This is a genomic window from Marinobacter changyiensis, assembly GCF_009193265.1.
GTDB classification, from domain to species: Bacteria; Pseudomonadota; Gammaproteobacteria; order Pseudomonadales; family Oleiphilaceae; genus Marinobacter; species Marinobacter changyiensis.
Map to the genome: position 1 here is coordinate 392,957 of NZ_VZZZ01000002.1, position 22,043 is coordinate 414,999.

General features: G+C 57.2%; 21 protein-coding genes. 11 read left to right on the top strand and 10 right to left on the bottom strand.

The window, feature by feature from the left end:
* Positions 1–137: 137 nt before the first annotated feature.
* From F6Y09_RS07590 to F6Y09_RS07610, 5 genes are all read left to right on the top strand, one after another.
* Complete coding sequence (locus F6Y09_RS07590) at positions 138–587, top strand: DUF302 domain-containing protein (protein ID WP_152206312.1); 450 nt, start codon at positions 138–140, stop codon at positions 585–587.
* Positions 588–619: 32 nt separating this feature from the next.
* On the top strand, positions 620–1,231 hold the full coding sequence (locus tag F6Y09_RS07595; RefSeq protein WP_152206313.1) for a tRNA-uridine aminocarboxypropyltransferase: 612 nt from the start codon (positions 620–622) through the stop codon (positions 1,229–1,231).
* 136 nt (positions 1,232–1,367) lie between these two features.
* Positions 1,368–2,129 (top strand): SDR family NAD(P)-dependent oxidoreductase, encoded by a 762-nt coding sequence (locus F6Y09_RS07600; RefSeq protein WP_152206314.1) that lies wholly within the window; start codon positions 1,368–1,370, stop codon positions 2,127–2,129.
* A gap of 58 nt (positions 2,130–2,187) precedes the next feature.
* Positions 2,188–3,339: an acyl-CoA dehydrogenase family protein gene (locus tag F6Y09_RS07605; protein ID WP_152206315.1), complete on the top strand. Its 1,152-nt coding sequence runs from the start codon at positions 2,188–2,190 to the stop codon at positions 3,337–3,339.
* A 29-nt stretch (positions 3,340–3,368) separates the two neighbouring features.
* Positions 3,369–4,550, top strand: coding sequence for a thiolase family protein (locus F6Y09_RS07610; RefSeq protein WP_152206316.1), 1,182 nt, complete (start codon positions 3,369–3,371; stop codon positions 4,548–4,550).
* 142 nt (positions 4,551–4,692) lie between these two features.
* Here the strand turns inward: F6Y09_RS07610 and F6Y09_RS07615 are convergent, their stop codons facing one another.
* Complete coding sequence (locus F6Y09_RS07615) at positions 4,693–5,697, bottom strand: AraC family transcriptional regulator (protein WP_152206317.1); 1,005 nt, start codon at positions 5,695–5,697, stop codon at positions 4,693–4,695.
* 352 nt (positions 5,698–6,049) lie between these two features.
* Entirely contained in the window at positions 6,050–6,757 is a 708-nt protein-coding gene (locus tag F6Y09_RS07620; RefSeq protein WP_246180390.1) for a transglycosylase SLT domain-containing protein, read from the bottom strand.
* A 59-nt stretch (positions 6,758–6,816) separates the two neighbouring features.
* On the opposite strand from F6Y09_RS07620, the gene F6Y09_RS07625 reads away from it, so the two are divergent.
* Entirely contained in the window at positions 6,817–7,701 is an 885-nt protein-coding gene (locus tag F6Y09_RS07625; protein ID WP_152206318.1) for a carboxylate/amino acid/amine transporter, read from the top strand.
* Position 7,702: 1 nt separating this feature from the next.
* Here the strand turns inward: F6Y09_RS07625 and F6Y09_RS07630 are convergent, their stop codons facing one another.
* From F6Y09_RS07630 to F6Y09_RS07650, 5 genes are all read right to left on the bottom strand, one after another.
* Positions 7,703–8,056 carry an FHA domain-containing protein gene (locus tag F6Y09_RS07630; protein ID WP_152206319.1) on the bottom strand — a complete coding sequence of 118 codons (354 nt, stop codon included), beginning with the start codon at positions 8,054–8,056 and terminating at the stop codon, positions 7,703–7,705.
* 15 nt (positions 8,057–8,071) lie between these two features.
* Complete coding sequence (locus F6Y09_RS07635; protein ID WP_152206320.1) at positions 8,072–8,818, bottom strand: PP2C family protein-serine/threonine phosphatase; 747 nt, start codon at positions 8,816–8,818, stop codon at positions 8,072–8,074.
* Entirely contained in the window at positions 8,815–10,464 is a 1,650-nt protein-coding gene (locus F6Y09_RS07640; RefSeq protein ID WP_246180392.1) for a serine/threonine-protein kinase, read from the bottom strand. Before F6Y09_RS07640 ends, F6Y09_RS07635 begins: the two co-directional genes overlap by 4 nt.
* Before the next feature lie 145 nt (positions 10,465–10,609).
* On the bottom strand, positions 10,610–11,791 hold the full coding sequence (locus tag F6Y09_RS07645; protein WP_152206321.1) for a BaiN/RdsA family NAD(P)/FAD-dependent oxidoreductase: 1,182 nt from the start codon (positions 11,789–11,791) through the stop codon (positions 10,610–10,612).
* 95 nt (positions 11,792–11,886) lie between these two features.
* Positions 11,887–12,696: a PhzF family phenazine biosynthesis protein gene (locus F6Y09_RS07650; RefSeq protein WP_152206322.1), complete on the bottom strand. Its 810-nt coding sequence runs from the start codon at positions 12,694–12,696 to the stop codon at positions 11,887–11,889.
* Between F6Y09_RS07650 and F6Y09_RS07655 the strand changes: the two genes are divergently transcribed.
* Both F6Y09_RS07655 and F6Y09_RS07660 read left to right on the top strand, forming a co-directional pair.
* Entirely contained in the window at positions 12,695–13,042 is a 348-nt protein-coding gene (locus F6Y09_RS07655) for a hypothetical protein (protein WP_152206323.1), read from the top strand. The two genes, F6Y09_RS07650 and F6Y09_RS07655, sit on opposite strands and share 2 nt — an antisense overlap.
* A gap of 149 nt (positions 13,043–13,191) precedes the next feature.
* Positions 13,192–14,604 carry an aminotransferase-like domain-containing protein gene (locus tag F6Y09_RS07660; protein ID WP_152206324.1) on the top strand — a complete coding sequence of 471 codons (1,413 nt, stop codon included), beginning with the start codon at positions 13,192–13,194 and terminating at the stop codon, positions 14,602–14,604.
* Positions 14,605–14,626: 22 nt separating this feature from the next.
* Here the strand turns inward: F6Y09_RS07660 and F6Y09_RS07665 are convergent, their stop codons facing one another.
* On the bottom strand, positions 14,627–15,325 hold the full coding sequence (locus F6Y09_RS07665; RefSeq protein WP_152206325.1) for an SGNH/GDSL hydrolase family protein: 699 nt from the start codon (positions 15,323–15,325) through the stop codon (positions 14,627–14,629).
* Between the two features lie 202 nt (positions 15,326–15,527).
* Between F6Y09_RS07665 and F6Y09_RS07670 the strand changes: the two genes are divergently transcribed.
* The 3 genes from F6Y09_RS07670 to F6Y09_RS07680 all read left to right on the top strand — a co-directional run bounded on the left by F6Y09_RS07670 (position 15,528) and on the right by F6Y09_RS07680 (position 18,143).
* Positions 15,528–16,388: a metal-dependent hydrolase gene (locus F6Y09_RS07670; protein WP_152206326.1), complete on the top strand. Its 861-nt coding sequence runs from the start codon at positions 15,528–15,530 to the stop codon at positions 16,386–16,388.
* Positions 16,385–17,407: a hypothetical protein gene (locus F6Y09_RS07675; RefSeq protein WP_152206327.1), complete on the top strand. Its 1,023-nt coding sequence runs from the start codon at positions 16,385–16,387 to the stop codon at positions 17,405–17,407. The genes F6Y09_RS07670 and F6Y09_RS07675 overlap by 4 nt, the downstream gene beginning before the upstream one ends.
* 97 nt (positions 17,408–17,504) lie before the next feature.
* Positions 17,505–18,143, top strand: a complete 639-nt coding sequence (locus F6Y09_RS07680; RefSeq protein ID WP_152206328.1) for a LysE family translocator — start codon at positions 17,505–17,507, stop codon at positions 18,141–18,143.
* 110 nt (positions 18,144–18,253) lie between these two features.
* Here the strand turns inward: F6Y09_RS07680 and fdxA are convergent, their stop codons facing one another.
* The gene (fdxA, locus tag F6Y09_RS07685) at positions 18,254–18,577 is read right to left on the bottom strand and encodes a ferredoxin FdxA (protein ID WP_152206329.1); all 324 of its coding nucleotides are present in this window, start codon (positions 18,575–18,577) and stop codon (positions 18,254–18,256) included.
* Between the two features lie 215 nt (positions 18,578–18,792).
* Positions 18,793–21,393, bottom strand: a complete 2,601-nt coding sequence (gene mutS / locus F6Y09_RS07690) for a DNA mismatch repair protein MutS (RefSeq protein WP_152206330.1) — start codon at positions 21,391–21,393, stop codon at positions 18,793–18,795.
* Positions 21,394–22,043 lie beyond the last annotated feature (650 nt).

The following is a 22,043-nucleotide window of genomic DNA, read 5'->3' on the forward strand; positions in this document are numbered from 1 at the left end:
TAAGTCAGTTGCATCGCAAACCCTCCCTGTTTGGCGACCAACTCCTTTAAAAATAGTATTGTTTGGTTGGTTTAACGATTTTTTGGCTCATTCTGTCGTAGAGACTTTTTAACCATCCACTCTTTCAGGAGAATCCTATGCGTGTATCCCATTTGTTCGTAATCGTGATGCTTTTTGTGGCGCCCAATGCCTTTGCAGATAACGGCCTCGTTGTGACGCAAAGCCAGCACAGCGTGTCAGAGACCGGGGATCGTCTGGTGTCGGTTCTTGAAGACAAGGGCATGACGGTGTTTGAACGTATTAACCACGGGGAAGGTGCAAAAAAGGTGGGTCTTGAATTACGGCCAACGGAAGTGGTTATCTTCGGTAATCCGAAAGTAGGCACGCCTCTGATGCAATGCAGCCAGAGTGTCGCCATCGATTTGCCCCAGAAAATGCTGGTCTGGGAGGACGAAGCGGGCGACGTGTGGCTGGCCTATAACGATCCCGGTTACCTGGCAGAGCGCCACGATATTGCAGGCTGTGATGAAGTATTAGGCAAGGTGTCGGGTGCGCTTGAAAACTTTGCCGCTGCGGCTGCCCGTTAATCTGATAGTCATTAACCATCTGGATCGTTCTTATGCGCCAGGGTTTGTGCCCTCAATGCAGGGTTCATCGACGAATTTGCGTATGCGACAGCTGTGAGCCAATTGCCGGGGCCCCAAAGCTGTGGGCACTTCAGCATCCCAGCGAAACAGGGCATAGCAAGGGCACATTAAGAGTTGCCAGCGCTTGCCTGCCAGGAATGCGCGTGGAGGTAGGAGAAAGTCCCGATGATTTCGACGAGGTCAGCAAACGGGCCCGGCAAGGTGGACTGGCTGTGCTGTTCCCTTCGCCTGAAAGTGAGCCGTTGGAGACCGCCGATATTTCTGGCGTCCGGGAATGGTTGGTGATCGACGGTACCTGGCGTAAGGCCAACCGGATATGGCTCAGCAATCCGTGGCTGCAGGCGTTGCCCAGCTATCATTTCAAGGTTCCGCCGTCGTCAGTGTACCGGGTTCGTAAAGCGCCACGAGAAGACAGCCTCGCTACCGCAGAAGCTATTCGTCACCTGTTACAGCTGACCCACCCCGAGCTGGACCTTGGCCCGTTGCAGTGCGGGATGGATGCGCTGGTGGAACGCCAGCTTGCTAACATGCCAGTGGAAGCCCGCCGCCATCATCTGCCGCCTTCAACTGATGGCAGTTTTTAACAAATTTCCTGCCTGTTTATGTCATGGCGTCAGAGCTCACACTGGGCCACACTATTGTTAACCGCTTTTATAATTGACTGACCGGGGCCTTTGAGGGGTTACCGATCAGGCTTCTGTTAATCAAAAGGAGAACAGTATGGAATTCAAAGACGTTGCCGCGATAGTGACTGGTGGTGCTTCTGGCCTGGGTGAAGGTTCGGCCCGGGCACTGGCCGCAGCCGGCTGCAAGGTAGCGATATTCGATGTCCAGCAAGAGCAGGGCGAAGCCGTTGCCCGGGACATCGGCGGTATTTTTGTACATTGCGACGTGTCCTCTGCTGAAAGCGCCGAGGCTGCTGTGGCGAAAGCCCGCGAAGCCCATGGCCTCTGTGGTATCGCAGTGAACTGCGCGGGCATAGCGCCAGCGGCAAAGATTCTGGGGCGCGAGGGTGTCATGCCGCTTGAGAGCTTCAACAAGGTGATCCAGGTCAATCTGGTAGGCACTTTCAACATCATGCGGCTTGCAGCTGCCGATATGGCTCAGAGGGAGCCGAATGCAGACGGCGAACGGGGCGTGATTATCTCGACTGCGTCGGTGGCGGCCTACGAAGGGCAGATCGGCCAAATTGCCTACAGTGCCTCCAAGGGCGGCGTGGTCGCCATGACCATACAGGCTGCCCGGGAGCTGGCACGGGAAGGTATTCGGGTCAACACCATTGCACCCGGATTGTTCATGACCCCGATGATGGCTGGCATGCCCCAGGAAGTGCAGGACAGCCTGGCAGCAACCCTGCCGTTCCCTCATCGCCTGGGCAAGCCGGAAGAGTTCGGCATGCTGGTGGATCAGATGGTGCGCAACCCGATTCTCAACGGCGAAGTGATCCGGCTGGACTGCGCCCTGCGGATGGCGCCGAGATAGTTCGTGCGGACGTGAAAAGCACGCATACGTTTTTTATCGGAATAATCTGGAGAACACTATGACGAAGACGATTGAAGCCGAAGAGCTGGGATTGTTCCGGGACACGGTTGTGAAGGTCTTCGAGAGCGAAGTATCGCCCCATTACGAGAGCTGGGATAAAGCGGGCATTGTGCCCCGGGAACTCTGGCGGACTCTGGGTGCGGCGGGTCTTCTGTGCGTGGATATGCCGGAAGAGTACGGCGGCTGCGGCGTTCCGTTCGAGTATTCGGTGGTGGTGGGTGCAGAGCTTGCGCGCATGGGGTTCGGCGCCTTGTCCACTAACGTCATGGTGCACTCGGATATCGTCGCGCCCTATCTCAGCCATATCGGCAATGAAGCGCAGCGTCAGCAGTGGTTGCCCAAGATGGCCACTGGCGAAGCGGTCGGTGCCATCGCCATGACCGAGCCCGGTGCCGGCAGTGATTTGCAGGCCATGCGCACCAGCGCGGTAGCCGACGGGGATGACTACATCCTCAACGGCTCGAAAACCTTCATCACCAATGGTCAGCACGCGGACATGGTCATTGTGGCGGCCAAAACAGATCCCAAGGCCGGCGCCAAGGGCATCAGCCTGTTTCTGGTGGACACGTCACTGCCCGGTTACAGCCGGGGCCGCAACATGGACAAGATCGGGCAACATTGTGGCGATACCTCGGAGCTGTTTTTCTCCGACTTGCGCATTCCCCGCACCGCGTTGTTGGGCGAGGAAGGCCAGGGCTTCATGTATCTGATGACCGAGTTGCCCAGAGAGCGCCTGGTTATCGGTGCATTGGGGGTGGCCGCCGCCCGGGGCTCGCTGGATCTGACGCTGACCTACGTTGATGAGCGTGTGTTGTTCGGGCAGAAGCTCAAGCAGTTCCAGAACACCCGGTTCCAGATTGCCGAAATGGAAACCGACTACCGCGTTAACAAGGCGTTTATCGACCAGTGCATCGCCGAGTACGAGCGGGGAGAGCTGGATGCGGCAACGGCGTCCATGGCCAAGTACAGCGCCACCGAAATGCAGTGCCGGGTCGCCGACGGCTGTCTGCAGTTGTTCGGTGGCTATGGTTATACCACCGAGTACCCGATATCCCGCGCCTTTATGGATGCCCGGGTGCAGCGGATCTACGGCGGCACATCCGAGGTTATGAAAGAGGTCATCGCGCGCTCGCTTCTTGGCCGGGCGTGAACAGGCCATTCAACCTATGAGGTAATATCATGTCAGACAATAACGTAGTGATCGCGGGTTCTGCCCGTACTCCCATGGGCGGCCTGATGGGCGCCCTGAGCTCGGTGCGCTCGCCGGACCTGGGTGCCATTTCAATCAAGGCGGCCATTGAGCGCTCCGGGCTGACACCTGCCGATATCGATGAAGTGATTATGGGCTGTGTGTTACCAGCCGGGCTCGGCCAGGCACCTGCACGCCAGGCCTCCCGCGCCGCCGGTATTCCCGATTCTTCGGGCTGTACTACCATCAACAAGATGTGTGGTTCCGGTATGCAGGCGGTCATCATGGCCCATGATCAGATCAAGGCGGGCACCAACCGCATCATGATTGCCGGTGGTATGGAAAACATGAGCCAGGCGCCGTACCTGTTACCCAAGGCCCGTGGCGGTATGCGCATGGGACACGGTCAGGTCATGGATTCGATGTTTCTGGATGGCCTGGAAGATGCCTATGAAGGCGGCCTGATGGGTGTTTTTGCCCAGCGTACGGCTGACAACTACAGCCTTGGCCGTGAGGCGATGGACGCTTTTGCCATCGATTCCCTCAATAAATCCCTGGAGGCCATCCGTAGCGGCTGGTTCAGCGATGAGATCGCCGCCGTCACGGTATCAGGTCGTGGTGGTGAAACGGTGGTGGACACCGACGAACAGCCGGGCAATGCCAGGCCCGATAAGATTCCCCAGTTAAAACCGGCGTTCAGCAAGGACGGCACGGTGACTGCTGCCAATTCGAGCTCTATCAGCGATGGCGGTTCAGCCCTGGTGTTGGCCACCGAAGCGGCGGCGGTTTCCCGAGGGCTGACGCCGCAAGCACGCATCGTCGCCCACGCCACCCATGCCCGGTTACCGGCTGAGTTCACCCTGGCGCCTATCGGTGCGATCCAGAAGGTGCTCGATAAGGCGGGCTGGAGCCAGAGCGACGTGGACTTGTACGAGATCAATGAAGCATTCGCCGTGGTGACCCTGCTGGCGATTCAGGAGCTCGGGCTGGATGCCACCAAAGTGAATGTCCATGGTGGCGCTTGTGCGCTGGGACACCCCATCGGTTCGTCAGGCTCGCGGATACTGGTCACTCTAATCAATGCCTTGAAACAGCGGGGTCTCAAGCGCGGTGTGGCGTCACTCTGCATCGGCGGCGGCGAAGGCACAGCCGTGGCAATTGAGCTGATTTGACGCAGCCTTTCGCGGTTGAAACCGCTCCTACAGGCAAGAATGCCTCGGCCGCCCTTGTAGGAGCGACTTCAGTCGCGATTCACTTTGCGGGCCTGCACGGCATTCGCGGTTGAAACCGCTCCTACGGGTTAGGGTGTTTCTTTCACTGGTCTTGTTTGCGATAGGCCAGGGGGCTGAGGCCGGTCCAGTGCTTGAACGCGCGGGAGAATGCGCCGGGTTCGGCAAAGCCGAGTTGGGTTGAGATCTCGGTAATGCTGAGATTCTGCCGCGAGAGCATGATCACGGCCTGGTCACGTCGCAGGTTGTCTTTGATTTTCTGGTAGGAGCTGCCCTCGGATTTGAGTCTCCGGCCCAGGGTATAGGTGGTTGTATGGAGCTGTTCTGCTACCCAGTCCAGATTGGGTAGGCTCGCCGCATCCGCTTCTTCCAGCAGTCGTCTGACCCGGGTGGCAAGGCTGTCGTCATCATCGGTCCAGATCAGCAGGTTGCGGGGGGAGCTGAGGATGAAGGCATCCAGCTCATCCGGACTGCGGGTAACCGGCATGGCCAGATAGTTCTTGCTGAAAAACAGGCTGTTGTGGTCCTGCTCAAAGGTACACCGGCAGGGGAACACAAAACGGTATTCGTCAAAGTGCCCCGGTAACGGATGCTGAAACGTGGCATGACTGAGCACGATTTTACGACCGATCAGCCAGCCGATTAACCGGTGCCATACCAGTAGTAACCATTCCACCAGAAAGCTGTCCGGGTCCAGTTCCGGGCGTCGATGGGTCATGCGCAGCTCGGCTTCCTCACCTTCCAGAATCAGCTCAATCAGAATGTCGTCCGAGAACAGGCGATAGCATCGAATGCTTTGCCGGATCACCGCTTCCAGATTGTCGCAATGAACAACCAGTGATCCCATCAGGTGGAAATGCCCGACTTTGCAGGGGCGCGTGGTGCGGCCCATGAACTCATCATCCAGCGCGCTCCACACCAGCCGGAACAAACGGATAAACTGCTCCGTGGGCACCCGCGCCCTGGGTTGGCGAATCACCTCCGGGTCAATGCCCCGGAGAAGCAGTAACTCATCGGTCGGAACGTCGGTTTGCTGCAGCCCGTAAAGCACCGAGCGCGCGTAATGGGAGGAAAAAGTCAGGTTGTTCATGGCACCGGGGCCCTGGCAATAATGGAACCGGCTTGGTGCTCGCCAGTGGTTTCGGATTTCCACGATGTTACAGAATTCGCGTGGAGATGATAACGCTGAGAACGAGCCACAAGATTCTGGATGGCAATTTTCATAGACAGCCCTGCCGCAGTATTGAAAACCAGGTTTTCGCAACCTTGAGAAGCTGTGGGCCAGTCTGACCGTGGACGACGTTTACCGGAACAATCCTGTTCAGTTACCTGTTGTTCGATCACCGGTTCTGTACCGCGCTCATAAAGCTGGGCTATCAGGATGCCCAGAGCCACGCCAGGCAGATCGAGCGCTTCTTCGCAGACTAGGTCGGAGCCAGCGGTTAGCCGCAGAAGGGTCCGAATTCATAAAACTGGCGGCAGCGGAACTCCGATTCGCAGGACGCAAGCTGGGATTGATAAGAGGTGGTCCTGGCTGCGACGTTGGCCGCAATTCTCTGCAGGGCCGGTTTTTGTTTGTGGTAGCCGCGACGGTACCCGGTGCGGCCTTCATGATAAGCATAATAGAGGTGGTCCGGCTTATTCTGCGGTATCCCGAGTTGTTCATGGGTTTTGCGGTTATACCAGCCGATAAAATCGAGGGCATGCTTCATCTGATCACGGGTGGCGAAGACACTGCCGGCCTCGTTCATATAGTCGCTCCAGGCCGGGTCGAGAGCCTGAGCGTAACCATAGGCGGTCGAGGGCCGGACCCACGGAATAAAGCCGAACAGTTGGCTGCGAGGTGGCCGGATATGGCTGCGAAAAGACGACTCGTAATGCACAAACGCCATCTGAACGGCAATCGGTGTACCCCAGCGATCCCGGGAACTGGCCGCGTGATCATACCAGGTTGGTTGTTCCCGGAAAATTTCGCACACGTTGTCCTGCCGCAGAGGTGGAGCGGGCACCACAATGGCAAAGCCACCCACCAGCCACGTCATCAGGGAAATGAAGATAAACGGCGTCACATAGCGCGTTGTGAAAGACTGGGTCTTTTTGGGCCGACGGCGACGAATAGCGGTCTCCAGGATTTGCCAGTTGAATCTCAAGTATACGGCTTAAGGGGTTGATAACGTATACTCTGCGGCCGGTTTACATGGGGTAGGTTATGGCACTTCTGGTTTTTGTCACGGTTCTCTGGGCATTCTCATTCAGTTTGATCGGCGTGTTTCTGGCCGGTCAGGTAGACAGCGACTTCGCGGTGCTCAGCCGGGTGGTTCTGGCGGGGGTGGCGTTCCTGCCCTTTACCCGCTGGCAGGGGGTGCGCCAGGAACTGAAGATCGGCGTGACGGTGGTCGGGGCGTTGCAGTTCGGTGTCACCTACCTTTGCCTGTACCGGTCATTCAGCTACCTCTCGGTACCAGAGGTGTTGCTGTTCACCATTTTCACGCCGTTGTATGTAACCCTGATCGACGATCTGCTGAACCGTCGCTTCTCGCCCATCGCGCTGGTGGCTGCCGCCCTGGCTACCCTGGGCGCGGGTATCATCCGTTATGATGGGTTGAGTGCAGATTTTATCACCGGGTTCCTGCTATTGCAGGTCGCCAATGTTACGTTTGCCGCCGGGCAGGTGGGCTATAAACACCTCATCAAACGCTATCCCACCGATGTGCCGTTGTACCGGTTTTTCGGGTACTTCTATGCCGGTGCCCTTGCCATTGCGTTGCCATCTTTCCTGATATTCGGCGATGCCAGCCGAGTACCGTCCACTTCGGTGCAATGGGGGGTGCTGATTTGGTTGGGGTTGGCGGCATCCGGGCTGGGGCTGTTCTTGTGGAACCGGGGCGCTTGTCTGGTGGACGCGGGTACCCTGGCGGTTATGAACAATGCCCTGGTGCCCGCCGGGTTGTTGGTCAATCTGCTGATCTGGAACCGGGACGCCGATCTGCTAAGGCTGAGTCTGGGCGGCGTTGTGATTATCTTCTCGCTGTGGGTTAACGCCCGGTTTTCACGGGGCCGGCTGACCGGCGCCACTATGGTTCGACGCGTATAGGCTACTCCTCAAGGATATAGGCGGTTTTTTCCAGGCTGTTTTCTTCCTCGTCCAGAAAACGGAACAGGTTCCATCCGATACGGACCATATCGTTGCTGTTGAGCCGCTGCCTGCCGGACAGGCGCACATCGTTGATGAACGTTCCGTTGGTACTGTTGGTATCGGTGATGTAGTAGTCGACGGCCCCTTCAAGATAGGCGTTCAGTTCGACTTCAATCAGCGCGTGCTGGCCACTGACGGAGATCTCGTCAATGCGAAGGTCACAATCCCCGCGGCGTCCGATCTGAACCAGTGGGCCAGTCAATTCAATGGTGCTGACCACAACGTTGTCCACCAGTTGTGAAAGAACCGCCATTACATACTCCTTGGGTTAGACAAACTGAATAATAATGAGAGAGACATTATCCGCCGCCTGATTCTTCAGGCTGGCATCCAACAGCGCCCGAGCTTGAGCCTCAATACCCTTTTCCCGAGCCATTAGCGTGGGCCATTCCTGGTCGGGTAGGGCATCGGTCAGGCCGTCCGAGCAAAGAATAATGTGATCGCCCGGAACAAGCTTAAAAGTGGTGACTGTGGCGACAATGTCGGTTGATGACCCCAATGCACGGGTCAACACGTTCCGGAACGGCACCCGGGAGACTTCCTCCGGTTTGATGGAACCATCATCCACCATATTCTGGGCGACAGTGTCATCGCGGGTCTTCCGGTTGAGTTCGCCATTGCGGAAGAGGTAAGCGCGTGAGTCACCGAGATGGGCGATCCAGGCGGCATTTTCCTGCAGCCAGGCCACCACCACAGTGGTGCCCATTTTACTGAGTCTGGTCTGGCCCTTACGAGCGTCGTCAATGCGGTTACTGGCCAGGTCAATACCTTGCTGAATGTGGTATCGAATGCTGGCATCGTCCGGGGCGCCGGTCTCCAGCAGGTCCTGAAGTCTTTCCAGTAATGTTTCCACGGCGATACGACTGGCAATCTCGCCGCCTTCATAGCCGCCCATGCCGTCTGCCACAATGCCAAGAGCCCGCTGGCCATCAGCGGAAACGCGCCAGGCCAGGCTGTCCTGATTGCTCTCACGTTTGGTGCCAATGTCGGTTAATCCGGTAGCTGTAATGGTCATCCGGTTACCTCCTTGCTGGTCTCTCTCGGAACCGCTTTGCGCAGGGCTTCGGCCATGGTGCCAGCACTGGTAAAGCGTTTGGCCGGCTCTTTCTGAATCGCCTTGTTGATAACCCGCACAACGCCGGCGGGAACATCAGGGTTAAATTCGCGGACACTGCGCGGGCGTTTGTTCAGAATCTGGTAAGTCAGGTTCGCCAGCGTGTCGCCGGTGTAGGGTGTCTCCCCACACACCAGTTTAAACAAAGTGACGCCAAGGCTGTAAATATCCGATGCCCCCGTTACTTTCTGGCCTTTCAGCTGCTCTGGCGACATGTATAGAGGGCTGCCCATCACGCTGCCGGTGCGGGTTCTGGAATCATCGGTGATCTTGGCAATACCGAAATCGGTTATTTTGAGGCTGCCGGTCTTGGCGTCATAGATAATATTGCCGGGTTTGATGTCACGGTGAATAATCTTGTGGCGGTGGGCATAGTCCAGGGCATCTGCCACTTGGGCCAGTACGTTCAGCACCACCGGGATGGGCAACAAGCCGCTGGCCTTGCCATAGGCGCTCAGGGGCTTTCCGCGCGCAAAATCCATGGCAATAAAGGCCAGGTCGGCTTCTTCGCCCACATCGTAGACCGTGACAATCGCCGGATGGTTAAGCCGGCCTGCAGCTTCTGCTTCCCGGTAAAATCTGGCCTTGAGTTCACTCAATTCTGTCTGTTCGAACTGGCTGTAGCTGAGGGTTTTAATCGCCACGGTGCGGGCAATTTTCGGATCCTTGCCCAGATAGACCACGCCCATGGCGCCGCGGCCAATCTCACGGTCAATCTCATAGCGGCCAAGGGTAGGCTTGCTGACCGCCTGGTCGGGCATGATCAACGTGCGGTTAGAATCAAAACCGACGCTGAGGGCTGTGGGGGACTCTGAAGTCAGCCGGTCCATGGCATCCAGCCGTTCTTTCACATCCCGGAAGCGCTTTTTCTTGCCCAGGATCTGCTGATAGGTTTTCCGGGCCTGGTCATACTGGCGTTTACGTTCCTGCTGAATCGCAATGTCGTACTGCAGAGCCAGGGTATCCTGATCCGGCGGGCAGTCTGCTAGCGCGTCCAACGCCTCATCCGGTTTGCCTTGCGCCAATAACAGTTTGCCGAGCTGAAACCTTGCATCTTGCACGTTACACCGGAGCTCTCGAATCTCCCGGTAGGGCTGCATCCAGAACAGCATGATCACAAACCCGGCGGCCAGAAAAACGACCACCTGGCCAAGCGGAAGCCATAGCTGCTGGTCAAGCATCAGCGCGGCCTGGGTCAGTAACAGCCCGCCGGAAAGCAGAACAACCAGTACCACCGACATGGCCACACTGAGGGCTGGCACAACAAACACCAGAAATCCGACGCAGAGCACGACCGCACCCTGGATGATGTGAGAGAACCAGATCGGTCGGATATAGCCGCTGTCTGTCACCTGGCTGCCAAAAGCCGGCGTCGCCAACTCCTGCCCGGTGGCTTGTTGAACGCCGTCGAACAGAGTGCGATCAAGCATCGAGAGCACCGGCAGCTCAGCACTGGCCAACAAGACTAACGCGGCAAGAGCGACCACCAGAAGGCGAAGACTGAACAGGCGTGATAACAGGAAACGGATGACATCTACTCCGTGCAACTGCAGAACAAGTTCCTGGCAGTTTAGAAAGAGATGATGGCAGGGGATACAGGCGGTTGGACGTTTTTTTGTAAGTTATTGTGTTTTTGTGCGCGCTTGCTGAGGAGCAGCTTTGGTTCGAATCTGGATTACGTCGGGTTAAGTCTCAAACCGCTCCCCCAGCCGCAACCCCCGAGGCCCATGCCCATTGGAAATTATGCCCACCCAGGTGCCCGGTGACATCGACAACTTCGCCTATGAAGAAGAGGTTGGGACGATCGTTGACCGCCATAGTTTTTGAGGAGAGTTGACGGGTGTCTACGCCGCCGAGGGTGACTTCGGCAGTGCGATAGCCTTCGGTGCCAGCCGGTTTGACTTTCCAGTGATTGAGGGTATTTGCGATGGCTTCAATATCGCTGTTCTTGAGATGTTGCAGGGCTCCCTGCCAGCCGTTGAGATCGTTGAAGGCCTGGGCGAAGCGTTTGGGCAGGGTTTGCATCAGATAGTGGGCGACGGTGGACTGGGGCTTGCCGGCCCGCAGGTTGATCAGATCCTGGCTGGCGTCCAGCCCCGGTAGCAAGTCCACGGTCAGTTCAGCTCCGGGACTCCAGAAACTCGATATCTGCAACATCGCGGGGCCACTGAGACCACGGTGGGTGACCAGCATCGGCTCCCGGAAATGCTCGTTGTTGCAGTGTACGTCTACCGGGCAACTGACACCGGATATCGGGGCCAGGCGGGACTTGAGGTCCGGGTGCAGGGTAAAGGGCACCAGTCCTGCGCGGGTCGGTAATACTTCAAGCCCGAACTGGCGGGCGATCTCATAACCCAATCCGGTGGCCCCCATGGTCGGGATCGACAAGCCGCCACAGGCCACTACGAGAGATTCGCAGGTGAGTTTGCCCGCGCTGGTCTGCAGGGTGTAACCCTCACCGCTGTCCGCGATTGACTGCACAGCGGTCTCCATCCGGACTTCGGCGCCTGCCCAGTCACACTCAGTCATCAGCATCTCGAGAATGTCCTTGCTGCTGTCCCGGCAGAACAGTTGACCCGCGGCTTTTTCTTCATGCTCGATACCATGGCGCTCAACCAGGTCCAGAAAGTGCTGGGGGGTATAGCGCTTGAGAGCCGAAATGCAGAAGTGGGGATTACTCGAGAGGAAATTGGCAGGCGAGCTGTTGAGGTTGGTGAAGTTACACCGCCCGCCGCCGGACATGAGGATTTTCTTGCCAGGCTTGTTGGCGTGGTCCAGCACCAGCACGCGCCGCCCCCGGTACCCGGCAGTGGCCGCGCACATGAGACCGGCGGCCCCTGCGCCTATGATGATGACGTCGTAGCTGGAAGACATAGTAGTCCGGGCTTGCTGAATGGGTGCCGGGAATTATACGGGCTCAGGGGCGCTGCGTCTCTGAACCCTGTATTGCATCCTGTCCGTCGGCCCAATCAAGGCACCTGGATAAAGCCTTTCATGTAAAACGCTGCCTGCCCGGCAATGCCAACCCGATCGCCGCGAAGCTCACATTTCAGGATGCCGCCCCTGGCGGAGACCTGATGTGCGATCAGTTCCGATTTGCCCAGTCGTTCACTCCAGTAAGGGGTAAGAACACTGTGGATGGAGCCGGTGACCGGGTCTTCATCAATGCCCATGCCGGGCGCAAAATAGCGGCTGACAAAGTCGCAGTCCTGGCCCGGTGCGGTGATGATCAATCCCTGGTTACCCAGGGTTTTGAGCGCCCGCATATCCGGGTTAGCGTCTCTTACGTCTGCCTCGCTGTCCAGAACCAGCATGTAGTTGGTGTCACTGGGCACGAAGAACTCCGTTGCGGGCGTGTTGCCCAGGCTTTGCCTGAGCAGATCGGGGGTATCGACGGTGTCGAAGGCCAGATTGGGAAAGTCCAGCTCAAGCCAGCCGTTCTCTTTGCGGGTGACCCCCAGTGGCCCGCTTCTGGAATGGAAACCCAGGGTATCCGTCGGCCAGTCGAGCTTGTTAAATAAAACCCAGGCAGAGGCCAGCGTGGCGTGCCCGCAAAGTGGCACCTCACCGCCGGGCGTAAACCAGCGAATATGAAAATCATGGTCCGCGCCCTCGGCACCCGGCACCAAAAAGGCGGTTTCGGAGAGGTTGTTTTCTACCGCAATCGACTGCATGAGTGCGTCATCCAGCCAGGCTGTGAGAGGCACCACGGCAGCCGGGTTACCGCCAAAAACACGGTCAGTAAAGGCATCAACCTGGTAAAGGGCAAGGCGTGTCATGAATTTGCTCCAAAGTGCGTTGGTGGCTGTCGGAACGGTTAAAGCCACAAGCATAGGCCAGGGCGCGATCATTCGCGAAGGCGGACAATTCGGCGCCTCCGTAGAGATAAATGCGAAGGGGCATACCGATTTTCGACAGTACCCAGCGACCGGGCGCGGGCTGCTCTATAGTGAACCCCAGGTTTTCCAGCTTCTGGAGAGCTTTTTCGGGACTGAGCGGTTTGGTAAAGCTTTCTCCAACAACAAGTACATCCTTGCGTTGGGCTTGGGGGCGGCCGTTGGTTGGCTGCCAATGAAACAGGCATTGGGCGTTCATGGCACCGACTCCTTTGTCGGGGAACTGTGATGCCATTCTGCGCTCAGGCTCAAAACCATAACAGATTCAGAGAGGCTGCTTTTGCACCGGTACAGGAAGGTCTAGAATGAATCTGTGCTGCTCAATCAGTAAGCAAACTGTACTGCTGTAATTGTTCACCGGTCTGGCAGGATAGAGTCATGGGAATTCTATATAATCGCGTTGCAGATCAGCTTCAGACCTTGATTCACGAAGGTGTATATCGTGACGGTGAACGCCTGCCCGGGGTTCGGGTTCTGAGTCGTCAATTCGGGGTCAGTATTTCGACGGTTTTGCAGGCTCATCAGACTCTGGAGGCCCGGGGGTATCTGGTCGCGCGGGAGCGTAGTGGCTACTTTGTTCACCTGCCGCGCCGGGATGTTCCGGTACCGGATATGCCAAAGCCGAAGGTGCGCCCGGCACCGGTAACGGCCCGGGACATGACGCTGGCGCTGTGTTCCGAAACCCAGAAGCGCATGGTGCCACTGGGCGCTGCAGTACCTCATCCGGACTTCCTGCCGCTACGTCAGATTCAGCAGGCCACGATCTGGGCGGCCCGCCAGGGCTATGAAACTCTCGATTATGCGTTCCCCGGTAAACCCTCCTACCTGCGACAGCTGGCACAACGCATGACGGCCCTTGGGGTCGTGGTTACACCGGAGGATATTCTTGCCACCAACGGGGCCCAGGAGGCCATTATTCTGGCGCTGCGGGCCGTCACCCAGCCCGGTGATATTGTGGCGGTAGAATCTCCGTCGTTTCCCGGCATTCTGCATGCGCTGGAAGTTGTCGGGTTGCGGGTAATCGAAATTCCGACCCATCCATCGGAGGGGATCAGTCTGGAGGGGTTGCAGCTGGCGCTGGAGCAATGGCCCATCAAGGCCTGCATTGTGGTGCCAAACCACAGCAACCCGGTCGGGGTGAGGCTGACGGATGACAACAAGCGCCGTCTGGTGAACATGATGGATGCGGCGGGCGTGCCGCTGATCGAAGACGACATCTATGGGGATCTGCCTTACGAAGGTGAGCGGCCCAGACCGGCCAAGGCATTCGATCAGACCGGTAACGTGATTTACTGCAGCTCGTTCTCGAAGACCATTTCCCCGGGTCTCCGGCTGGGCTGGATGATCCCCGGTCGTTACATGGCCGGTGCCAGCCAGCAAAAGGTGTTTTCCAACCTGGCCACAGCCTCATTGCCGCAACTGGCGGTCGGACATTTTCTTGAGCAGGGCGGCTACGACCGATATCTTCGCACCGCCCGCCAGCGTTACCGGGAAGCCACTGATCGCATGCGAAGTGCAATAGGCCGCGAATTTCCCGAGGGCACGGCGGTCAGTAAACCGATGGGCGGGTTTGTCCTCTGGTTGCAGTTGCCGGATAAAACCTCAGGCTATGAGGTGTACCGTCTGGCCCGGGAAGAGGGCATCCACACTGCGCCCGGCCGGATGTTCTCCACGACGGACAAATATGAAGATTATTTGCGACTGAATGGAGCCAATCCCTGGAGTGAGCGTATCGAGAAGGCCATTCAGCGCTTGGGAGCGCTAACGCAACAGGTCGCTGACGGAAGGTAACGCCGGCCGGATGAGATGAGCGTCAGCCCACTTCAATCATATCAGCAAGGGTTCTGGCCCAGGCTGAGTAACCGGCTTTGCCGGGGTGGAACCCGTCACTGGCCAATGTGGCGTGGCCTTGTTCAAACTCCACTTGTACCAACCGGGTGCCGGGCCGGTCCGCGAGGGTGCGTTCAAGCTGAATATTGAGCTGCCTTGCCCGCTCACCGAGGTACCAGCGCAAGGGTTCGGGCAGCGCCGGGAAACGATCCATCGGCGGTACCGCCGAGAACAGAACCTGTTTGGGGCGATAGCGTCGCTGCAAGGTATCCAGTAATTCGTTGACCTGGCGGGTCCACCGCCGGACAGAGGTTCTGCCAGTCACATCGTTGACGCCCAGGGACACCACAATCACTTCCGCTTGCAGCTTGGGCAGGCGTTCAGCCGGTGGCAGAAAATCCACTACCTTGAGCCCGGTATGAGCCTGCAATGTCCAGTTCACCGTCATTCTGCTAGCCAGCAAGCCTGCCAACTGTCCTGATAACGCATCATTTTGCGAATCAACACCAACCCCTGCCGCTGCCGAATCTCCCAGAATCAGCAGGTTCAGCAGCGGGCCTTCACCGACAGTACCGCTTCGGGCGCCACTGGCTTCGGCCAATCTCGGTGTTTTTGCTTTTACACGTCTGCCCTGAAATATCAGAAAGGGGGCGAGTGGAATCAACGACAGATTGTGGAGCAAAGATCATTCTCCTCTCTTCAGGTTGTATCTATCATGCACCTAACCGAGTGAAAAATCACTGGCCTGAAATGCGTCATTTACGGTAACAAAAAAGAGCCGGTAACTATTGGCCTGATATCAAGGTTTAGGGTATAAAATGAAGCGACTGCTTTAATTTGATCGAAGCGCTGCGTGTCATAACCAAAATAATCAGGAAACCGTTATGTCGATCAGTTCAACCCCGCAGGGGGTGTCCGTATCGCCCCGGCATGTCAGTTTTGACGTAACAGAGGAGCTGAAAACCCTTTGGCATGGCAACGACGCATTCCGAACGGCCTTTTTCAATGCACTCTCCCTGCAGTTTCCGGATGGCGAACAGCATTTCATTGATGCCGTACGACTTTACCGGGACCGTATCGACGACCCGAAGCTGAGCCAGGAAATCCGTGGCTTCATTGGCCAGGAAGCGCTGCACAGCCGAGAGCACAAGAGCTATAACGAGGCACTGAAAGCCCGCAGCTACGATATCCACGCCATTGACGAGCGGTTTCGAAGACACATGAAGTGGGTGACCAGACTCTCACCCAGCCGACGGCTTGCAGGTACTTGTGGTGCTGAGCATTATACGGCTGTGTTGGCAAACGCGATTCTCCGGTACCCGGAGTGGATGGAAGGTGCGACACCGACGATGAAAAAGCTGTGGCGCTGGCATGCCATTGAGGAAACCGAGCACAAGTCTGTAGCGTTTGACGTCTATCGGGAGTGTGTCGGTGACGACCGGCTGCGTCGTGTTGTTTTCCTGTTTGTGACTTATAACTTTTTCAAGTACACCTTCCTGAACACCTGCAGTCTGCTGAAAACGGAGGGCAAGCTCTGGAGCCTCCGAACCTGGCTGGGGGGCATTAATTTTTTATGGGGCAAACCTGGCATTCTTCGCAGTTGCCTGCCCGAGTTCCTGGCTTATTTCCGCAAGGATTTTCATCCCTGGCAGCAGGACAATCGCGCATTGCTGGCGGACACCCTGGCAGAGCTGGACAGGGACTATAACGCCACTTCCATTTTCCGGCAGGAACCAGATATATGAGTCAGACCGATATTTCCTCCGCGCTACTTGAGCAGCATGTCAAACATGAGTTGGCAGCACTCAAAGGCGCCAAACTGCAGAAATTTGTGAAACGGGAGCTCGACGAGCTGCTGGCCATGGGCGATGCGGTGCCTCTCAGCAGAATCTGTTCCCAGGAGCAGGTGATGGGGGTGATCCGACGCGTTGTCATGAACATGGAACTGGATGGTGGCATTCCGGAACTGGCTGGGGAGATGGCCGCCGAGGTGATGAAGGCGCCCGTGCAGTCCACCACCGAGCTGAAGGACATTTTGAGCCGTGACCAGGCAACGGCGTTTCTGGAGGAAATTCTGGAGCTGAGGGAGCATCGTGAGCGGGTGATCAGTGAGCTCATGGCGCACCCGGTCTATCAGGAACTGGTTTCCAATGTGGTGTATCACGGGCTGATCAACTATCTCTATGAAGACAACGTGATCACCAAAAAAGTGCCGGGCGTCGGGTCGATGATGAAGTTCGGTAAGCGCATTGCAAATCGGGCGGTGCCGGGGCTGGATGAGACCTTTGAGCGCCGGATCAAGGCCTGGTTGTCTGATAGCCTGCCGGGGCTGATCATGCGAAGTGAAGAGTTCCTGCACAAAGCGCTCAGCGATGAGGAGGTGCATGACAGTGTCATGGCCGCCTGGATGTCCCTGGAGAACAGGACAATCGGTGACCTGCGACAAGGCCTGGGTGAAATTCAGCTGCAGGAATTTGTCGTGCTGGGTTACGAATTCTGGTTGAACTTCCGTCAAACCGACTATTTTGAGGGCTGCTGCCTTGCGGTAGTGGAACACTTGTTCGAAAAGTACGGCGATCAGCCTTTTAATACTCTGCTCTCGGATGTCGGGGTGGACCGAGCGGTGATCCTCGCTGAATCCGATGCATTGCTGCTGCCCCTGATGGACGTTTTGCGAAAGGAAGGTTATCTTGAGGCCTTGCTACGTCGTCGCCTGACCCCGTTTTACCGGTCTGCGGCGGTGAAGAAAATTCTCCAGTCCTAGTTGTCCCGACGGGCTAATTCGTTAACCGACTGAGCCACGGAGGGCTTTAATAGCCGCGAGTGGATATCGCCTCCTGCGGCTTCTTTGGAGAGGGTGCATGCCAGCTTCGGAATTGTTATGGGCCTATGTCCTGGCGGTGGCGTTATTGACGGTCACGCCGGGTGTAGACACCCTGTTGGTGGTTCGTAATACTGCCCGTGGTGGCCTACGGGATGGGGTGGTCAGCAGTGCCGGCATTTGCTGTGGCCTGTTCGTGCATGCCACGTTGTCGGCTGTCGGTATTTCCCTAATTCTGGTTCAGACTGCCTGGGCATTTTCCGTGCTGAAATGGGCAGGTGCCGGCTACCTGATCTGGCTGGGGCTCACGAGTCTGCGCCAGGCGATCAAGCCAGGCCAGCCGTCAGTAGTCGAGAGTGCCGGGCCAGTGCAGAGTGTCCGCATAGGTCGGTCCTTGCGTGAGGGCGTATTCTCCAACGTTCTCAATCCCAAAACAGCGCTCTTTTATATGGCGTTTTTACCCCAGTTTATCGATCCCCAGGGGCCCGCCTTCGCGCAGTCCATTGGCCTGGCGTCGATCCATTTTTTGCTGGCGATGTTATGGCAATGCGGCTTGGCGCTGGTGGTCGTCAAGTCCCACAAAGTGGTCGTCAGCCAGCATTTGAAGCGGGTACTTCATGGCGTGACAGGGGGTGTTTTTGTGGGGTTTGGTGCCAGGTTGGCGGTCACTCAGCCTTGAGGGGATTAGTGTAGGAGCGGTTTCAACCGCGAATCTTTGCTGATATTTCTGACTGGCTTGATGGCCCCGGCTTGCGCCGGGGCTTCGCGGTTGAAACCGCTCCTACACAGTTACTTTTCCAGGTACTGGATCTTGCCGGGCTTGCCATCCCACTCTTCGGCGTCTGGCAACGGATCTTTCTTCTCGGTGATATTGGGCCACTTGCCTGCAAGGTCGGCGTTCAGTTCGACGAACTGAAGCTGGTCCGCAGGCAGCTCGTCTTCCGAGAAGATGGCTTCGGCAGGGCATTCCGGCTCACACAAAGCGCAGTCAATACACTCGTCCGGATCGATGACCAGAAAGTTCGGGCCTTCGTAGAAGCAGTCCACCGGGCACACTTCAACGCAATCCGTGTATTTACACTTGATGCAGTTATCAGTAACGATAAAGGCCATAAACAGGTTCCTGGTCTTGTGGTCTGTCTCATCAGCAGGCAGGGCATGGGTCCGCTTTGGCCGTTTTCGGCGCGCGGTCGCTGTCCTGCTCTTTTTCTGAACGTATTGGGAATGGACGATATTGTAGGGAGCAGCCCGCTTTGCCGCAAGCGCTTGCGGGCTATATGTTTATTCCCCATCTTCAGCGCTGCCTACTGCGTGCGCTTGTAACGCTCTCAGAGTCTCGCCTTCAGTTCGTATAGACAGTTTAGCGCCTCTCGCGGACTCAGTTCATCCAGCTCCAGGGCCGCCAGGGCCTTTTCAACAACACTGGGCTCCAGGCTGGCGAACATATCCGCCTGCAGCACCGGTTCTGGCGCAACTTTCTGAGTGGCAAGCTGGGCTTTCGGGGCAGCGCTGCCCTCAAGCTGGCTGAGCTGGTGTTTTGCATTGCTGATGACGCTCTGAGGCACGCCAGCAAGCTTGGCTACCTGGAGACCGTAGCTCTGGCTGGCGGGGCCGTCATGCACATTATGAAGGAAGACAATGCTGTCATCGTGCTCGGTTGCCGTCAGGTGAACATTGACCGCATGCTCCAGCTCATCGGCCAGTTGAGTCAGCTCGAAATAGTGGGTGGCGAACAGGGTGTAACAGCGGGTGGTCTTCGCCAGGTGCTCAGCGGTGGCCCAGGCCAGCGATAAACCGTCAAACGTACTGGTGCCGCGGCCGACTTCGTCCATCAGCACCAGGCTATGCTCGGTGGCGTTATGCAGGATGTTGGCGGTTTCAGTCATTTCCACCATGAACGTTGAGCGCCCACCGGCAATATCGTCCGACGAGCCCATGCGGGTGAAGATCCGGTCTACCGGCCCCAGCCGCGCCCGGTTTGCCGGCACGAAGCTGCCGGTGTAGGCGAGCAGGGCGATCAGGGCCGCCTGGCGCATGTAGGTGGACTTACCGCCCATGTTCGGGCCGGTGATAACCAGCATCCGCCGGGTATCGTCAATCAGAAGGTCATTCGGCACGAAGGGCTCGTCAAGCAGCTGTTCGACCACCGGATGGCGGCCCTCTTCGATGTCAAAGCCCGGTGACTCGGTAAACTCCGGCGCACAGAAACGCAGGGAGGTTGCCCGTTCAGCGAAGTTGCTGAGCACATCAAGCTCCGCCAGCGCCTGCGCGCTGTCCTGCAGGGGGGCAAGCTGGCCTGCGAGGGTCTCAAGCACTTCTTCATACAGGCCTTTTTCTCTCGCCAGGGCCCGGCTTTTAGCGCTTAGTGCCTTGTCTTCAAAGGTTTTGAGCTCCGGTGTAATAAACCGCTCGGCATTTTTCAGGGTCTGGCGCCGGATGTAATCCACCGGGGCCTGATCCGATTGCGCCCTGCTGATTTCAATATAATAGCCATGCACCCGGTTGTAACCGACTTTCAGGGTGCTGATGCCGGTTCGCGCCCGTTCCCGGGTTTCCACGTCCAGCAGATATTGCCCCGCGTTTTCGCTGATGTTGCGAAGCTCATCCAGTTCTTCATCAAAGCCTTCCCGTATCACTCCACCTTCACGGATAACCACCGGCGGGTTATCGATGATGGCGCGCGCCAGGAGGTCGGCCAGCTCCGGGTATTCAGTGATGATGGTGGCCAGTTTCTCGATGTGATGGGAGTTGACTGGCCGAAGAGTCATTTGTAAGCCGGGCAGGGTGGCAAAGGCATCACGCAGCCGCGCCATATCCCGGGGCCGCGCCGACCGCAGGGCTACACGCGCCAGCACCCGCTCGATATCGCCAACGGATTTGAGCAGGTCGTGTACGGGCTCGTAATGAAAGCCGTCGAGCAGCGCCGATACGGCCTGTTGACGTTGTTTGACCTCATCCACGTTGCGCAATGGCCGGTTGAGCCAGCGCCGCAAATGCCGCCCCCCCATGGAGGTAGCCGTGCGATCCATCACCCAGGACAGGGTATGTTGGGTGCCGCCCATAAGGTTAGTGTCGATTTCCAGGTTACGCCGGCTGGTGGCATCGAGAATCACGGCTTCTTCCCGCCGCTCCCGGCTGAGTTTTCGGATATGGGGCAGGGCCGTGCGCTGGGTTTCGCGGGCATATTGCAGCAGGCAGCCAGCGGCGGGGATGCCCAGGCGAAGACCTTCACAGCCAAACCCCGTCAGATCCCGAACCTGGAGTTGTTGGGTAATCGCACGGTGGGCGCTGTCCATCTCAAATAACCAGGGCCCCTGGCGGCGAATGCCGGTGAAACCCTGGAGGATATCTTCGAAGGGGAAATCTTCGCTGATCAGGATCTCCGCCGGGCGCAGCCGCTGCAATTCACCCTGCAGGGCTTCCAGGCTATCCAGTTCAGAGACCGCAAAACGACCGCTGGAAATGTCCAGGGAGGCGAACCCGAACTGCTCATACTGGTTGAAGATCGCCACCAGCAAGTTGTCCCGTTTGTCCTCCAGGAACGCGTCATCGCTCAGGGTGCCGGGGGTAACAATACGCACGACCTGCCGGTCAACGGGTCCTTTCGAGGTGGCCGGATCGCCAATCTGCTCACAAATGGCAATAGATTGACCGGCCCGAACCAGCCGGGCAATGTAGTTTTCAGCCGCATGGTAGGGAATGCCAGCCATCGGGATCGGATTACCACCGGACTGTCCGCGAGCCGTCAGCGTGATATCCATCAATTCAGCCGCTTTTTTGGCATCCTCGTAGAACAGTTCGTAGAAATCACCCATCCGGTAAAATACCAGCTCATCGGGATGCTGGCCCTTGATCTTCAGGTATTGCTGCATCATGGGCGTGTGCTTGGATAGAACACTGTCCGATGCGCTACCACTGGCTTTTGGCATAAATCCTCAATCGTCTGGGGCAATGATGGGGCGCAATGTTACCACGAGTGCAAAGTTGCTGAGCCCGTGGCCATCCGGATTTCTTTATGGCTGCAGCCTATAAAACCAAAGCACAATTTTTTTCCTGGGCATAACGACTCAGCGTCTGACCCAATGTAAAAACGTGGTGCAGGTGCCTCAGCCAGAACGCCTGCGTGGATGCGAGTTGGTGGTTCATCACCAGTCTCGCTGTTTCCCCTAGCAGAGTCATTTTGCAGGAACCGATTTCCCCGCTGATGACTACAAGCCCTTCCGATCTCCAAATGGCAGGAGAATTGAAAGTCCCGGCGCATAGACTATATTTAATGGTAATTTCCGAAGAAGATTACCATTCGGAGTTTTGACTGAGTATGGGGGCGGCACGAGCCGGAAATACCCTAACGACCGTCACCAATTGCATAGGGATTGTTGCCATAATTTCGACAAAAATTTGCGGTGATTCAATTTTTACGTAAAGTAATGTAAAGCTGTATTACATAACGACACAAAGCCTTGATATCCCGTATCTGGTGGTTGGAGTACTGGCGACAATGGTCGTGATACTGCTTCGCCTCGCATTCTTTCGTATTGTGGATTCTAGCGTACCCAGAAAAGAGAGTTATTCAGAGGGT